The organism is Segnochrobactrum spirostomi (assembly GCF_009600605.1).
In the GTDB taxonomy this organism is placed as follows: Bacteria; Pseudomonadota; Alphaproteobacteria; order Rhizobiales; family Segnochrobactraceae; genus Segnochrobactrum; species Segnochrobactrum spirostomi.
Genome location: NZ_VWNA01000001.1, coordinates 377,434 through 392,072, shown reverse-complemented (window position 1 = coordinate 392,072; position 14,639 = coordinate 377,434). Strand labels below are relative to the sequence as shown.

Below are 14,639 nucleotides of genomic sequence, written 5' to 3'. Positions count from 1 at the left end.
TTCCGTGCCGCGCGTCCCTGTTTCTGGAACAATTACGACATCATAACGGAAACGAGCACGGGGTCACGCCGGGATGATGGCGGGACGCGAAATTCGCCGCCCGCTCGGCCCCGATAAGTCTCAGGGGCTCCAATAGATCGTGATCGGACGCACCGATTGGCACAGCGCCGCGCGGATCGGCATGTCGAGAATGGGGCCGTCGCCCTGCGCCTTCTCGAGCACCGCCTTCTTGCCGTCGCCCTCGATGTGGAGGGCGAGATGGTCGGTGCGGAGCAGTTCCGCGAGGGTGAGGGTAATGCGCGCCTCGCCGGCGCCACCGGCGTGCATGGTCGTCACACGGGCCGGATTGTCGAGATCGACCGCCGCCGCAAGGTGGTCGCCGCCGGGGAAGAACGAGGCGGTGTGCCCGTCGTCGCCCATGCCGAGAATGACGGCGGCGAACGGGTGCGGCAGCGCGGCGATGGTGCGCTCGACGGCGTCGCGGCCCTCGTCCGGCGTCGCGGCGCCGTTGTAGAGCGGCACGAAGGTCGCGGCGCTCGCCCGGCCCGCGAGCAGCGCCCGGCGGACCAGAGCGGCGTTCGAGCGGTCCGACGTTTCGTCGACCCAGCGCTCGTCGACGAGCGTCACCGTCACCTTCGACCAATCGAGATCGATCCCGCCCAGCGCCTCGAAGAAGCGCTCCGGGGTGCGTCCGCCGGAGACCGCGAGACTCGCCGCGCCGTCGCGCGCGATGCGCTGGCGCAGCGAATCGGCGACGGCCCCGGCGAGGGCGGCGGCGAGCGCGCCGCGATCGGGGAAGACGTTGAGCGTCGTCATCAGGCTGTCCTCGACGATAAGGCGGGCCGCCGCGCGGCCGCGTTTCCTCGATCACGGCGGGGGACGGTTCGGCCCGTCCTCCCCAATAGGGCTCCGGCGCAGCCGAAGCCGGCCGGGCCATTAGGCTGGCGTCCGTGCGCAGCCCGGTCGGGCCGGGCCGCGCGCAGCGCTCACGCGTCGTCTTCGTGCCAGGTGCGGCCGTCGCGCTCGATCAGCGCGACCGCGGCGGACGGCCCCCAGGTGCCGGACACATAGGGCTTCGGCGGCTCGCGGCGGCTCTTCCAGGCTTCGAGGATCGGGTCGACCCAGGTCCACGCCGCCTCGACCTCGTCGCGGCGCATGAACAGCGTCTGGTTGCCGCGCACCACGTCCATGATGAGGCGCTCGTAGGCGTCCGGATTGCGGACGCCGAAGGCCTCCGCGAAGCTCATGTCGAGCGGCACGTACTGGAGACGCATGCCGCCCGGGCCGGGATCCTTGATCATCAGCCACAGCCGCACGCCCTCGTCGGGCTGGAGGCGGATCACGAGGCGGTTGTTGGAGATCGGCCCGGCGCCGCCGTCGAACACCGAATGGGGGATGTGGCGGAAGGCGACGACGATCTCGGAGACGCGGCTCGCGAGGCGCTTGCCGGTGCGCAGGTAGAAAGGCACGCCCGCCCAGCGCCAATTGTTGATCTCGGCCTTCAGCGCGACGAAGGTCTCGGTCTCGGAGGAGGGCTTGCCGAGCTCCTCGAGATAGCCCGCGACGGCGCCGCCGGCGGACGCGCCCGCCTTGTACTGGCCGCGAACGGTCAGGAGATCGACGTTCGCTTCGTCGACCGGCTTCAGCGACTTCAGCACCTTGAGCTTCTCGTCGCGCACCGCGTCGGCGCCGAGCGAGGTCGGCGGCTCCATGGCCACCAAGCAGAGGAGCTGGAGGATATGGTTCTGCACCATGTCGCGCAGCGCGCCGGCGGTGTCGTAATAGCCGGCGCGACTTTCGACGCCGAGCGTCTCGGCGACCGTGATCTGCACATGGTCGATGTGGGCGGAATTCCACAGCGGCTCGAACAGGGCGTTGGCGAAGCGCAACGCCATCAGGTTCTGCACCGTCTCCTTCCCGAGATAATGGTCGATGCGGTAGACGCGCTCTTCCGGGAAGTATTTGCCGATCTGGTCGTTCACCTGATGGGCCGATTCGAGGTTCTTGCCGATCGGCTTCTCGACCACGAGGCGGGCGTTGGAGGTGACGAGGCCGTGGCTGGCGAGCCGCTCGCAGATTGGGCCGAACAGCTCGGGCGCGGTCGCGAGATAATAGACGCGGACCCGTTCCTCGTCGCGGCCGAGGGCGGCGGAGAGATCGTCCCAGCCTTCGGCGGAGGTGGCGTCGGTGCCGACATAAGCGAGGCGGGCGAGGAAGCGGTCGAGCGAGGCGGTCTCGATGTCCGTGGCCTTGACGTGATCGAGCACACACTTCTTGGCGTCCGCGACGAACTCCTCGTTCGTCATATGGCGGCGCGCGGTGCCGAAGATGCGGGCATCCGCCGGGACCTGCCCGGCGTGGTCACGGTGATAGAGCGCGGGAATGAGTTTGCGGCGCGAGAGATCGCCCGTCGCGCCGAACACGACGATGTCGAACGGGTCGACTTCGACGATACGTGAGACCATGCCTGAGCTCCAGATGTCGGACATCCGGCTGGGAGGCGCCGGACCCCGGAAACGAGATACGCGGGTCGAGCCACGCGGAGATCACGGCCCCATCTCTAGGGCATGATGCAAGCCGCGTCGACCGCTCGGTCGCGCACCGGAGACTGCGACCGCGCGGGCGCGCGTCCGGCGGGACGAGCGCGGACAATAGGCGTCCCAGAATTAGTGGCAAGATTTTTTTGACGCCCGAAATAAAGGTACGGTCCGTCGTTCAGTTTCCATTCAGGTGCGGTGCGCATCGATCTGCGCCGAGCGGATTGACCGATGGTCGCAGCCTGCGCAGAAATGCGCCCCGCCATCATCGAGCGTCTGAGGGGCCGGACGTTTCCGGCGCGATGGGGGCGGCTGGAGGGACTACGTGTTTCGATCGTTTCTGGGAGTAACCGCCCTCGCACTGGTGCTGCTGGTGGGGGCGGGGGCCGGCGTTCGCGCGGCCGACGATTCTATCCCCGGCACCGCCAATCCTGCGCCTGATGCGGAAGAGGGCGAGTTCAATCTCGTCACCGTCGCGCAGCCGCTGAGCAATCCGTGGTCGATCGATTTCCTGCCCGACGGCAGCCTGATCGCGACCGAGCGCGCCGGCCGTCTCGACATCATCAAGGGCCCGGGTGCCAAACCCGAGCCGATCGAGGGGCTGCCGAAGGACATCTTCGTGTCCGGCCACGGCGGCCTTCTCGAGGTTCGCCTCGATCCGAAGTTCGCCCAGAACCACACGCTCTATCTGTCCTATTTCACCGGCAGCAAGGAAGCGTCGACGATCCGCGTGGTCCGCGCCCGTCTCGACGACCACAAGCTCGTCGACGTGAAGCCGATCTACGAGGCCTATCCGCCGGCGCCGGGCATCGAGAATCTCGGCGGCCGCATTGTGGTCGACGACAAGGACCATCTGTTCCTGACCCTCGGTGACCGCTTCGATCGGGCGCGGCCGCAGGATCTCGAACAGTCCTGGGGCAAGATCATCCGCATCAACACCGACGGCACGATCCCGCAGGACAATCCGTTCATCGGCGTGCCCGCGGCCCGCCACGAGATCTGGGCGTTCGGCGTGCGCAATCCGCAGGGCCTCAGCTTCGATCCGGTCTCGCACATCCTGTGGGAGGACGAGCACGGCCCGCAGGGCGGCGACGAGGTGAACATCATTCAGCCGGGTCGGAATTATGGCTGGCCGATCATCACCTACGGCATCAGCTACGAGAACCAGAAGATCGGCATCGGCGATCACGCGCCGGGCATGGAGCAGCCGATCTATTATTTCAAACCGTCGATCGCGACCTCCGGCCTCGCCGTGGTCCGCGGCAAGCCGGAGCTGATCTGGAACAACGCCCTGTGGATCGGCGGGCTCGCCGGCGAAATCCTCGTGCGGCTCGATCTAGAAGGCGACCGGGTGGTCAGCGAGCACCGCTATCTCGAGGGCAAGATCGGCCGCATCCGCGACGTCCGCCTCGGGCCGGACGGCTTCCTCTACCTTGCGACCGACCTCGAGGACGGCGGCATCTACCGCCTAGAGCCGCGCAACGAAGCGTCCGTTGGCAAGTGAAGCCTCTGTTGGCAAGTGAAGCCTCTGCCGGCAACTGAAGCCTCTGCCGGCAGCGAGGATTGGAACGAGAAAGGGGCCGCGCCGGGGATCGGGGCGGCCCCTTTTCTTATGAGGCTAGGCGTCTCTCTTGAGGCGATGCGTCTCGACCCGCTTACGACGGCTTGCCGCTCGCGATCGCGTGGGCGAGGTCGTGATATTCCTCGCAGTTCATGCCGCACAGGGTTTCGAGCCGCGCCAGATTCCGCTTCGCCTGATCGATGCGGCCCATCTTCACCAGCGCCTCGCCATAATATTCGAGCGCGCCGATATGGTTCGGGTTCACCGCCAGCGCTCGCTTGTAATAGGTCTCGGCTGCCTTCAGGTGCCCGAGCTTGCGGCTCGCATAGCCCATGTAGTTGAGGGTGTCGGCGTCCTGCATGCCGCTCGCAGCCAACAGGTCGTAGCCTTGCTGGTAATGGCCTGCTTTGATGAGCGCGACCGCCTTGGCGTAGGTCTGCGGCGAGGTCGGCAGGCCTCCGGGCACCGCGACCATGCGGTCGGGCGTGCTGCCCCCGCTGCCGCCCCCGCTCGTGCCGCCGCCACCGCCGCCGGCCGCAGAGGCCGCGGTCGCCGCCATCGCGAGGGCGAGCAAGGCTCCGGCAGCGCGGGTCGCGATCGGGCGGTGCAATCTCATCCGGCTCATCGTCATGGTTGTCTCCCGGTCCGCACGGCATCCGTCGCCGGCGGTCTGATCCAAGGACGGCGGGAGGACGCCGGGCATTCCAACCGGGCGCAAGCGGCGATGTCACGACTTCGTGAACCGCGAGGCGGCGCGCAAGGGAATGGCGGGATAGGTGCCGGCGTCTGACCCATCGTGCGGATCGCGCACCGTGCGAGCGGCGGACTTCGATGAAACACACACTCGAGGTGATCGAGGAGCATATCCCGGCCCTGCGCCGTTATGCCTGGGCGCTCGTGCGCGATCGCGACCGGGCGGACGATCTCGTGCAGGATTGCCTGGAGCGGGCGATCGGGCGGTGGTCGTCGCGGCGCGACGACGGCAATCTCCGCGCCTGGCTCTTCACCATCCTGCACAACCTCCACATCAGCGCGATCCGTCAGACGATGCGCCGCGGTCCGCACGTCGCCCTCGAGGACTCGGGCTACGATCCCCCGGTCGCGCCCGACGCGGAACACCATGTCGCCGCCCACGATGCGCTCGCGGCGATCGCGCTGCTGCCCTTGGAGCAGCGGACGGTTCTGCTCCTCGTCGGGGTCGAGGAATTGACCTACGAGGAGGCGGCGAAGGTGCTCGGGGTGCCGCTTGGCACGATCATGTCGCGTCTCAGCCGTGGACGGGAACGCCTTCACAGTCTTTTGGAATCCGGTGGAGCGTCACCGCTTCGGAGGGTCAAGTAATGTCCGACCGTCCCATCCGCGACGATGTTCACGCCTGGATCGATGGGCGCCTCGATCTGGAGACCGCGCGCCGCGTGGAGGCTGCGCTCGCCACCGATCCGGTCGCTGCGGCGCGGGCGTCCGCGTTCCGCCGCGAGCGCGACCTGCTGGCGGCGCAGCTCCAGCCCCGCCGCGACGAGCCCATTCCCGAGCGCCTGCGCCTGCGCACCCTGATAAAGGCCCGCGCCGCCGCGCGCCGTCGCCTGTGGACCATGGTGGCCGCTGCGAGCGTCGCGCTCGTCATCGGCGCCGGCGGCGGCTGGTTTGCGGGGACGCGCGTTGGGGGCGAGGCGGGCGGACTGACCAATCATTGGGACACGATGGCGGCCGACGCCGTCTTGGCGCACCGTACCTATGCCGCGGACGTCGTGCATGCGGTGGAGGTCGGTCCCGATCGCGCCTATCTCGCCCGCTGGATCTCGCGCCGGCTTGGTCACGATCTGCCGGTGCCCGACCTCACGGCTGCCGGCTATCGCCTGGTCGGCGGCCGCGTGCTGCCCGGCGATGCGGACGGCAAGGCCTCGCAGCTTCTCTACGAGAACGCGAGCGGCGACCGCGTCGCGCTCTATGTCTGGGCCGGCGAGAAGGGATCGAGTGCGTTCCGGACCTACAGCGCCGACGGCGTCACCGCCGTCTATTGGGTCGACCAGGGCTGCGGCTATGCCGTCACGGCAGATCTCGGCAAGGCGGCGATCGAACCGATCGCCCGGCTCGCCTACGACCAATACGACGTCAAGCCGGCGAGCGGCTGATCCGGTGGGATCAGCCGTCCCGTCGCAGGCGAAGCACCGTGATGATGGCATAGAGCGTGAGGAAGCCCGCCGCGACGTGGAAGATGCCGTTCGGGCCGAAGGTGTCGAGCCCGAAGCCCATCGTCGACGGCCCGATCAGCATGCCGACCGCGTAGAGCAGGATGAACGCGGCGTTGGCCGAGGCGAGGGACGCTCCGGAGAAACGTGCGCCAAGCAGGGCGAGCCCGACCGTGTAGAGGCCGGTGATCAGCGCGCCCCAGCAGAACAGGCCGATCCAGAGCGCCGTCGGGTCGCCGTTGGCGAAGGGGATCGCGACCGCGACCGCGAGCGAGCCGAGGGTGAGCAGGAAGAGGAGCAGGCGCTTGTCCATCCGGTCGGCGAGGAAGCCGATCGGGATCTGTGCGACGCACAGGCCGAGGCCGAGCGCGGAGATGAGGAAGGTCGAGGTGGAGACGCTGAGCCCGACCCCGATCCCGTACACCGGCAGCAGCGACAGGATGCCGGAATCGACCGCACCGAACACGAGCGCAGCGAAGGTCGCCGCCGGCGCGACCCAGAGATAGTGAAGGATCGAGCCGGCGCTCTTGCCCTCGACCAGCGGCTGGTGGTCGCGCCCCGCGAGGATCGGCAGGAGCGTCAGCAGCATGATCGCGGTGCTCAAGGCGAACGGTGTGAAGCCCTGGGTGCCGACGACGCTGAGGATGACCGGCCCGAGCGTGAAGCCGAGGGAGAGCATCGTGCCGTAGATGCCGAGCGCGACGCCGCGCCGATCGGCAGGGGCGGCGGCGTTGATCCAGAATTCCGAGAGACAGAACAGGATCGTCAGCCCCCGTGGAAGACGAGGCGCAGGACGAACCACGTCCACAAGGGATGCAGAAAATAGAAGCCGACGAACGCCGCGGACATCGCCAGGATGGAGGCGACGAGCGCCCCGACGGTGCCGAGCCGGCGCGCGAGCGGCACCGCGAACGGCGTCGCTATGATCGCCGCGACGCCGGCGACCGCACTGTTGAGGCCGATCAGGCTCGCCGAGACGCCGCGCTGGTCGAGCACGATCGCAAGCAGCGGCAGGCCGATGGACAGGCCGACGCCGAACGAGAACGAGGCGGTGACCGGTGCGATGAGGCCGATCGAGAGGAGGCGGCTCGAAGCGCCGGCCCCGGTCCTGATCTCGTGCGGCTTGGTCATGATGGCACCGTTCGTCCCGACAAACGCTTGCGTCAGTCTCGCCCCAGCCGGCGCCCTGTGCCGACCGCGGCGGCCGCCACGATCTGGCGACCCGACGCATGAACTGCGATCGCAGTCCTATATCGCTTTCGGGGGGCTTTGAACAGCCGGCGGGTCAGTCCCTCCGTGAAGCGCCTCGGCGCCGCCGTTTTCGGCAGTCTCGACCGCCGTTCTCCGCCAGGACTAGGCTCGCGTTAAATGTACGCTCGGCGTATACTTTGAGAGGTGGTGTCGTCTCTAATAAAATATAGGCAGCCATCCCTTCAAAGCGGCGGGCTTGCCGCGTAGAACGAAGAGATGCGATGGACTGGCATCGGCGCGCGCCGAGAACGTCTTCGCTATCGAAGCTTTTATCCTCGGGGAGCCCATCATGCGCATCTACCTCGCCGCTGCTTTCGTCGTCGTCTCGGCCGCCGCGGCCTTCGCCGATTCCGATCGCCCGGTGACCGACGCCGAGCGCGCCAAGATCGTGGACGCGCTGAAGGCTCAGGGCTGCACCATTGGTGGAACCGTCGAGTTCGACGACGACGGATACTTCAAGGCGGACAACGCTCAGTGCTCGGACGGCCACGTCTACGACTTCAAGTTCCGCAGTTCGGATTATCAGTTGCTCGAGAAGGACTTCGAGCACTGAGGCGCGCCTCCGTGCCGGTCCTCCTCCGCTTGGGCGCGCCGCGGCGCGCTCTCGCGGCGACAGCCGTTCTCCTGTCGGTCGGCCTCGGCCCTGGGCCAGTCGGCGCAGAGAACGCCACACGGACCCTGGTCTGCCCCGCCCCCCAAGCGAAATCCGACGCGGCCGACACGGCGCACTGGGTCTCGCCACCGGAGGCGAACAATGACGACAAGGCGCCCAATCCATGCGCGCCGTGCGACGACCCCGCCAACGCCCCCCTCAAGACGTGCGCGGTGTACCGCTTCCTAACGTCGCCGGCCTGCGCCGGGGGCCGCTGTGCAGACGGGCAGGGCGAGTTCGTCGCCCGGACGATCGGCGGCCATGACGTCTTCCTACAATACGACACGCGCTATCGCTCGCCCGAGCGCTACCCGCGGGCGCGGGGCGAAAATTGCCGCTTTCTTGTCTGGGCGATCGATCCGGTGGCCGGGATCGAGGACGTCGGCGGTTATGCCGGCCGAAACTATTGGCGGGATGCCTACGTCGCCGCGCAGACGCTGGTCGAGCCGCCGTTCGCGCCGGACGGCCTCGCGCTCGCCATTCAGCCCGCGACGACCCGCGGGCAGCACCAGCTCCATCTCCACGTGGGTACTCTCTTGCCCGCCTATCGCACGGCGCTCGCCGGCCTTCCGCGCGAGACGTCGAAGGTGCTCATCAACGGCTATGATTTTCGCGCACGGTTCATTGCGGTGGCGGCGGGCGACGCGCCTTTCGAGGGCATCGACGTGTTCGCCATCGTGCGCGAGATGCTGCCCCGTGGCGCCGCCGATCTGCCGCTCTATGGCGTGCTCGCCACCGTGACGGACGGCGGCAAGGGAATCTGGATCCTCGCCGCCGAACGGTTCAACCGTATCGAGCTCAATTACCGCCAGCCCACGGCGTGCCGGCTGCGATGATCGCAGGCGGCACGCCGAGCCCTCATTTGTACGTGACGGCCTTGTTCGTGTCGGTCGTCCAGACTCGGAGCAGAGTCGCGACGGACTGGGCATGGGAGCCGCCCTTATAGGGCTCGTAATGGCCGCCGACCGGCGCGAACATGTCCGGATGCAGCAGGAACACGGCGGCGCTCTGATCCCACATCAAAGCCTTGCCGCCCGGACCACCGTTCTCGATGCCCACCTTCGCCGGATCCCAAGTGTGGCGGTCGGCGAAGAGCGCGGCCTTGAGCGCGCCCGGCAGTCCGTCCCCGCGTAGCCCCTCCACCATCGCCAGCGAGGGGGAATATGGGGGCTCCGTGCCGCGGGGTATATCGACCCAGAACGCCTTTAGGCCGGCGAGCTCGGCCGTCGCAGTCTTGCAGGCGGGCAGGTCGTAGCCGCAATTGAACGAATATTTCCCCGGCTTCTGGGTCGGATCGCCGATCGGCTTGCCCATGATGACGATCCGGTCGAGCTTCGGCTTGATCGCGGCGCTGTAGTGCACGAACGACGAGAAGGTGCCGATAACAAGCAGGTCGATTCTGTGGCAATCGGCCGTTCTCTTGGAGATCTCCTGGACATAATCCGGCGCGGGCGTCCTCGATGGCATCAGCGGCGCGCTGAGGAGCCCGTTCACCCTGCTCATGATGTCGCGATAATAGACCATCCAGGGCCAGTTCTTCGCGATGTCCGCCACGGACCGGTGACTGTCGGCGCCGATGATGACGGGGATTTGCCGCTGATTTGGTTCAGCGATGAGCCGCGACACGGCCGATGCACCCTGCTCCGCCGTCGTGTAGCCCTCGGAGGTCACGATCGCCGCGACGTGGCGGTTCCCGATCACGAGCGGGATCGCCATCATGTCGTCGACGTCGAAGTCGGTGTCGATGATCGTGCAATCGGCCGCCGGGGCCGCTTTTGCCGTCGGGGCGGCGAAGATCGCGAAAGTGACCGCGATCGCTCCGATCAAGGCAGCGCCCCGGCGTCTCCGTCCGAAATCAAGGTCGTCGCGAGCTGTCATGGGATTGGTCCTCGTTGCGTTCGATGAGCGTGGCGCGGACGTGGGCGCTCAGCGCGCATATTTCTGGAGCAGGTATCCTCTCGACCACGACACCAGGATCGTCGTCCGGCCGCCCTCACGATGCTGATCGGCGACCGTGGTTACGAAGCGCTCCGGGGTCTCGTGGAACAGACCGGCCCGGCCATAGAGCAGGGCATCGACATAGGCCGCGTTGGCGCAGGCGCGCTGCGCATATTTCTTCGCGATCTTGAAATTCGCCACGGCGCCCGCGCCGACGCACTTCGCCTCGATGGCCTTGGAGAGGGCGCCTTCGCTCGGCTTCGCGGGTGGGACACCGATCTCCTCGAAGGCGTAGCGCACCGAGGCGATGCCGTAGAAGGCGCCGGTGCTGTTGTTCACCGCGGGGGCGCCGACGGCGGCGAAGCGCTTCTCCACGATGGTCGAATAGGAAGCCTCGCAGGCGGCGGCGTCGAACGTCGCGGTGTGCGCGATCCGAACGAGTTCGCCCTTGATGAGATCGCCGGCGTCCTGAGCCGGCTCCAAGCCGGTCGGGAAGCAGCGCGCGCCGCCGTCGGCGGGCGGGCTTTCGAGCCGCATCGCCTTGCGGGCGTCGTCCTGGCCGAGGCCGATATAGGTGCGGTTGAAGACCGCGTAGGAGCTGCCGTTGATCGCGACCCGGTAGACGTTCTGCGCAGGATCGGGCGCGGCGGTGGTCGGATAGCTCACCTGCATCGACGAGCCGCCGACCTCCACGACGCCGACCGGGGCTTCGCCGCCGGTGAAGGCGCGGCGATAATGATCGTTGAGGTCGATCCAGCTCCAGAGACCTTCCTCGCTGTTGCCGTCGATGGTGCGCGCTTCGCCCGCCTTGAAACCCTGCTTCTCGATGTAGGCGCGGATGCCTGCATAGAACGCGTCGATTTCGGTCTGGTCGTGGGTCCCGACCGGCTTCAGGGTTCCGCGCATGCCTGCGGTCGCCAGCACGTCGACCACGACGTCCGATTTGGCGATGCCGCGCGCCGCGAGGGTCGGCGTCAGCGCGTCGAGCAGGCGGCGGAACACGGCGTCGCCGACTGCGTCCGGTCCGAGATCGCGCTTCGGCCCGCCGACGCGATTGACGAAATCGTCGATGCCGTCCTCGGCGTCATCGCCTTCGTCGCTCGCGAGCGCGGTGATCTTCGGATAGGGGCCCGGGACCACCTCATAGAGGGCGATGCTGGTGCCGCTGCTGCCGGCATCGACGATGGCGGTGTAGACCGGCTTCTCGGTCGCCTGGGCCGGGGTGGCCGCGAGCGGCATCGCCGAGAGCGCCGCCGCCAGGGCGGCTGTCGCGTATGCAAAGTATACGGCGTTGTTTATATTTTTGCGAAGAGCCTCTGCCCTTGTCATTTTCTATGCCTCCGGCAGCAGCGACGTCGTGATGTTTCACGGCGAGCGTAGTACGGTCTGGTTTGGAGCCGTCAATACGTTCGTTTAGGCCGAACTATCATGAGGTTGCAGGGAGGTCCACCTTCGCGCCGGGGAGGGAGGTGAAATAAGTTATAAGCTGAAGGTCCCGTTCGGTCGGCGGGGCGCAGCAGCAATCGCCGCGGGCATGAGCCGGGCGGGGCGCTGTGAGACAGGGACGCATCGAGCGGCGACGAGCGCGGGGCGCTCCGTCGTCGCGGCGACGGATCACTTGTCCAGGTAGATGAGATCGGTGACGCCCGGCGCGAGGGTCTCGTCGCAGGGTTCGAAGGTCATGTCGATGAGCCGGCGGTGGCCGTAGCGCCGGAAGCAGATGTGCCAGCGGTGCAGCACCGCCTCATCGAACTCGATATCCGTGTGCCGCAGGCTGATCCCGCTCGCGAGGCCGAGCGCGCCCTCGAAGATCGCATGCCTGAGATCGTCGTCGACGGCGAGCTTTCGCGCCTCGTCGACGAGATTGTCGGCGAGACACCGGCCTTCCAAGTCCGCGCTGAGCGGCCACAAGCGGCGGAAGCCCGTTGACGCCGCGAGCAGACGGATTCCGTCGAGATCGAACAAGGCGCGCACGGCCGCTTGACGTCCGACGAAGGCACGTTCGATCGCGACCTCGTCTCGTCCGGCCTCCGCCATCAAGGCTTTAAGGTGGGCGACCTGCGCCGGGTTCGGCACGTCCCGCCCGGTCTCCCAGAAGGAGATGATGGTTTGCGAAACGCCCAGCATCTCGGCGAGGGCGCGCTGCTTGACGGAATTCAGGCTCCGCCACATCCGCAGGCGCCGGGCGAGGGCGCGTGGATCGTCCGGCCCGAAGCTCGGCGCGGCGGCGCCGAGATCACCCGATCCGCGAAGCTGCCGCCGATCACGTTCCACAGTCGCTCCCGCCCCCATCCGCGAACCGAGAGACCATCAGCTCACGATCTTGGAGAGCTTGGCGACGGCCTTGTCCTCGGGATCGTTGAAATCGACGGTGCCGGCGAAGGTGCCGTTGCGGTCGAACAGGAGCACGGCGGCCGAATGGTCCATCGTGTAGTCGCCGTTGCTGGTCTCGACCTTGCGGGCGTAGACGCGGAATTCCTTGACCGCCTTGTCGATCTCGGCCTGTGAGCCGGTCAGACCGATGATCCGCGGATCGAAGGCGGAGAGATAATCCTTCATCTGCTGCGGCGTGTCCCGCGACGGGTCGACCGAGACGAAGATGAAATCGATATCGTTCGCCTTGGGTCCGAGCGCGTTCAGCCAGTTGCCGGCGTCGGCGAGCGTCGTCGGGCAGACGTCCGGGCAATGGGTGAAGCCGAAGAACATGGCGCGCGCCTTGCCCTTGAAATCGGCGTCCGTGACCGTCTTGCCGTCGGTGTTCACCAGGGTGAAGGGGCCGCCGATGGTGCCGACATTCGGCGAGCCGGTCATGCCCCCGAGGGGCACGAGGCCGAGCGACATGGCTCCGGCGAGGGCGATGACGACGAGCGCGACGCCCCAGATCGCAAAGCGCAAGCCGCGGTTCGAGCTCGGGTTCGGTGCTGGTGTCTTTATGGGTGCCATCGTCTCCACTCACGTCTAGCGCGCGGCGCCGCGGACGGCCGCCGCGATGTCCGGGGCCCCGCTCGCCCGAGCCATCCGCGGCACGGACCATGGGGCACCAGAGCCGGCGCGGCAAGGTTCTGAGCGCCGCACCGCCCTCAGGCGGCGCCCTTGGCCGTTTCCGTCGGGTCCTCGTTGGCCGCCGGCGCGGTGCCGGAGGACGGGGAGGACGGCGGGCTCGCAGGCGGTCTCGGAGGGGCCGGCGGCGTGTTCGGCACGTGGACGAGCGGGTCGAGGGTGTCCAGCGGATTCGGCGTGATGGCGCCGCCGACGGGGGCGGTCGCCGACAGGTCGAAGCCCGATTTCTCGGCCGACGGCCGCGGCGAGCGCACCGAGACGCGCCACAGGATGAAAGCGAGCAGCACAACCTGGGTGATGGCGGTGAACAGGAACAGCGCGCCGGGCCCGAGCCGAATGACGAGGAGCGAGGCGAGCGACGGCCCGAATACCGAGCCGAGGCCGTTCGACAGCAGAATGCCGGCCGCCGTCTCGACATAGCCGCCGCGCGGCGTGTTGTCGTAGGCGTGAGCGGCGGCGAGCGAATAGCCGGGCAGGGTGAGCGCGCCGAACACGAAGGCGAGGACGGCGAGTGTCGTCGGCGACAGCGGCGTCAGCCACAGCGCGATGCCGCTGAAGGCTGCGCCGACGAGAAGGACGGCGAGAACCTTGCGGCGATCGAAGGAATCGGAGAGGCGGCCGACCGGCCACTGGGCGAGGGCGCCCGCGATGACCGCCGTGCTCATGAACATCGCCGCATCGTCGACGCCGAGGCCGCTCCCCGTCGCGAACAAGGGCCCTAGGCTCCAGAACGCGCCGTTCGCGACGCCGATCATGAAGGCGCCGACGAGGCCGACGGGCGCGGAGCGATAGAGCCGCTTGGGCGAGAAGCGAATGAGCGCGATCGGCGCCGGCTGGGCCGAGCGGGTCAGGGCGACCGGTACCACGGCGACCGAGGCGAGCATCGAGGCGAGGGCGAACGAGGCGAACGATTTCACCGGGTTCAACGTCACCAGCATCTGGCCGATGGTGATCGTCGCGAAGTTCACGACGATGTAGGCCGACATGACGAGGCCGCGGTTCTGGTTGGTGGCGCTGTCGTTGAGCCAGCTCTCGATGATGAGATAGAGCCCGGCGAGGCAGAAGCCGGTGATGGCGCGCAGGATCGACCACAGCACCGGATCGACCGTCATGGTGTAGCCGAGCACCACGGCCGAGGCGATCGAGACCATCGCCGCGAAGGCGCGGATGTGGCCGGCACGCAGCACGAGATAGGGCCCGAGCAGGCAGCCGGCGACGAAGCCGACATAATAGGCCGAGCCGAGCAGGCCGAGCGCGATGGCGCTGAAGCCCTCCGCCTCGCCGCGAAGGGGCAAGAGCGTGAATTGCAGGCCGTTGCCGGCCAGAATGAACGCGGCCCCGAGCAGGAGCGAAAGGATCGGGCGCAGGGAAGAGACCATGACGGGCTCGCGACGCGGTCGGGTTCGGGACACGGGAAGCGTCCGCCGCGACAAGGCGGGGCGGACGCTTCG

The 14,639-nt window shown here is 67.8% G+C and carries 15 protein-coding genes; 5 read left to right on the top strand and 10 right to left on the bottom strand.

All coding sequences use genetic code 11. The features are described from left to right. Positions 1–120: 120 nt before the first annotated feature. Both pgl and zwf read right to left on the bottom strand, forming a co-directional pair. On the bottom strand, positions 121–819 hold the full coding sequence (gene pgl / locus F0357_RS01735) for a 6-phosphogluconolactonase (RefSeq protein ID WP_376767816.1): 699 nt from the start codon (positions 817–819) through the stop codon (positions 121–123). 167 nt (positions 820–986) lie between these two features. Beyond that, complete coding sequence (gene zwf / locus F0357_RS01730; RefSeq protein ID WP_153478058.1) at positions 987–2,465, bottom strand: glucose-6-phosphate dehydrogenase; 1,479 nt, start codon at positions 2,463–2,465, stop codon at positions 987–989. Positions 2,466–2,862: 397 nt separating this feature from the next. Between zwf and F0357_RS01725 the strand changes: the two genes are divergently transcribed. Next, positions 2,863–4,041, top strand: coding sequence for a PQQ-dependent sugar dehydrogenase (locus F0357_RS01725; protein ID WP_153478056.1), 1,179 nt, complete (start codon positions 2,863–2,865; stop codon positions 4,039–4,041). 151 nt (positions 4,042–4,192) lie between these two features. Here F0357_RS01725 and F0357_RS01720 read toward each other — a convergent pair whose 3' ends face one another. Further along, entirely contained in the window at positions 4,193–4,729 is a 537-nt protein-coding gene (locus F0357_RS01720) for a tetratricopeptide repeat protein (RefSeq protein ID WP_208948169.1), read from the bottom strand. A 200-nt stretch (positions 4,730–4,929) separates the two neighbouring features. On the opposite strand from F0357_RS01720, the gene F0357_RS01715 reads away from it, so the two are divergent. Both F0357_RS01715 and F0357_RS01710 read left to right on the top strand, forming a co-directional pair. Then, positions 4,930–5,439 carry a sigma-70 family RNA polymerase sigma factor gene (locus F0357_RS01715; protein ID WP_153478051.1) on the top strand — a complete coding sequence of 170 codons (510 nt, stop codon included), beginning with the start codon at positions 4,930–4,932 and terminating at the stop codon, positions 5,437–5,439. Beyond that, the gene (locus F0357_RS01710; RefSeq protein WP_153478049.1) at positions 5,439–6,230 is read left to right on the top strand and encodes an anti-sigma factor family protein; all 792 of its coding nucleotides are present in this window, start codon (positions 5,439–5,441) and stop codon (positions 6,228–6,230) included. The genes F0357_RS01715 and F0357_RS01710 overlap by 1 nt, the downstream gene beginning before the upstream one ends. 10 nt (positions 6,231–6,240) lie before the next feature. Here F0357_RS01710 and F0357_RS01705 read toward each other — a convergent pair whose 3' ends face one another. Together F0357_RS01705 and F0357_RS24025 are read right to left on the bottom strand one after the other, a co-directional pair. Further along, the gene (locus F0357_RS01705; protein WP_208948168.1) at positions 6,241–7,089 is read right to left on the bottom strand and encodes an MFS transporter; all 849 of its coding nucleotides are present in this window, start codon (positions 7,087–7,089) and stop codon (positions 6,241–6,243) included. After that, positions 7,053–7,418: an MFS transporter gene (locus tag F0357_RS24025; protein ID WP_208948167.1), complete on the bottom strand. Its 366-nt coding sequence runs from the start codon at positions 7,416–7,418 to the stop codon at positions 7,053–7,055. Before F0357_RS24025 ends, F0357_RS01705 begins: the two co-directional genes overlap by 37 nt. Before the next feature lie 409 nt (positions 7,419–7,827). Between F0357_RS24025 and F0357_RS01700 the strand changes: the two genes are divergently transcribed. Both F0357_RS01700 and F0357_RS01695 read left to right on the top strand, forming a co-directional pair. Continuing rightward, positions 7,828–8,091 (top strand): PepSY domain-containing protein, encoded by a 264-nt coding sequence (locus F0357_RS01700; RefSeq protein WP_153478045.1) that lies wholly within the window; start codon positions 7,828–7,830, stop codon positions 8,089–8,091. Between the two features lie 272 nt (positions 8,092–8,363). Beyond that, a complete protein-coding gene (locus F0357_RS01695; RefSeq protein WP_312861409.1) occupies positions 8,364–9,026 on the top strand; it encodes a CDP-diacylglycerol diphosphatase in 663 nt (220 codons plus the stop codon). A 22-nt stretch (positions 9,027–9,048) separates the two neighbouring features. Here F0357_RS01695 and F0357_RS01690 read toward each other — a convergent pair whose 3' ends face one another. From F0357_RS01690 to F0357_RS01670, 5 genes are all read right to left on the bottom strand, one after another. After that, on the bottom strand, positions 9,049–10,017 hold the full coding sequence (locus F0357_RS01690) for a nucleoside hydrolase (RefSeq protein WP_208948166.1): 969 nt from the start codon (positions 10,015–10,017) through the stop codon (positions 9,049–9,051). 99 nt (positions 10,018–10,116) lie between these two features. Next, positions 10,117–11,367, bottom strand: coding sequence for an acetate and sugar kinases/Hsc70/actin family protein (locus F0357_RS01685; protein ID WP_208948165.1), 1,251 nt, complete (start codon positions 11,365–11,367; stop codon positions 10,117–10,119). Between the two features lie 375 nt (positions 11,368–11,742). After that, positions 11,743–12,402, bottom strand: a complete 660-nt coding sequence (locus F0357_RS01680; RefSeq protein ID WP_208948164.1) for a helix-turn-helix domain-containing protein — start codon at positions 12,400–12,402, stop codon at positions 11,743–11,745. Between the two features lie 36 nt (positions 12,403–12,438). Beyond that, positions 12,439–13,071: an SCO family protein gene (locus tag F0357_RS01675; RefSeq protein WP_153478036.1), complete on the bottom strand. Its 633-nt coding sequence runs from the start codon at positions 13,069–13,071 to the stop codon at positions 12,439–12,441. Positions 13,072–13,208: 137 nt separating this feature from the next. Further along, on the bottom strand, positions 13,209–14,567 hold the full coding sequence (locus F0357_RS01670; protein WP_208948163.1) for an MFS transporter: 1,359 nt from the start codon (positions 14,565–14,567) through the stop codon (positions 13,209–13,211). Between the last annotated feature and the right edge of the window lie 72 nt (positions 14,568–14,639).

What these genes read in the sequence shown, in the direction of transcription:
- zwf (WP_153478058.1), bottom strand. Translation starts at nt 2,465, where the DNA reads ATGGTCTCACGTATCGTCGAAGTCGACCCGTTCGACATCGTCGTGTTC.
- F0357_RS01720 (WP_208948169.1), bottom strand. Translation starts at nt 4,729, where the DNA reads ATGACGATGAGCCGGATGAGATTGCACCGCCCGATCGCGACCCGCGCT.
- F0357_RS01715 (WP_153478051.1), top strand. Translation starts at nt 4,930, where the DNA reads ATGAAACACACACTCGAGGTGATCGAGGAGCATATCCCGGCCCTGCGC.
- F0357_RS01710 (WP_153478049.1), top strand. Translation starts at nt 5,439, where the DNA reads ATGTCCGACCGTCCCATCCGCGACGATGTTCACGCCTGGATCGATGGG.
- F0357_RS24025 (WP_208948167.1), bottom strand. Translation starts at nt 7,418, where the DNA reads ATGACCAAGCCGCACGAGATCAGGACCGGGGCCGGCGCTTCGAGCCGC.
- F0357_RS01700 (WP_153478045.1), top strand. Translation starts at nt 7,828, where the DNA reads ATGCGCATCTACCTCGCCGCTGCTTTCGTCGTCGTCTCGGCCGCCGCG.
- F0357_RS01685 (WP_208948165.1), bottom strand. Translation starts at nt 11,367, where the DNA reads ATGCCGCTCGCGGCCACCCCGGCCCAGGCGACCGAGAAGCCGGTCTAC.
- F0357_RS01675 (WP_153478036.1), bottom strand. Translation starts at nt 13,071, where the DNA reads ATGGCACCCATAAAGACACCAGCACCGAACCCGAGCTCGAACCGCGGC.
- F0357_RS01670 (WP_208948163.1), bottom strand. Translation starts at nt 14,567, where the DNA reads ATGGTCTCTTCCCTGCGCCCGATCCTTTCGCTCCTGCTCGGGGCCGCG.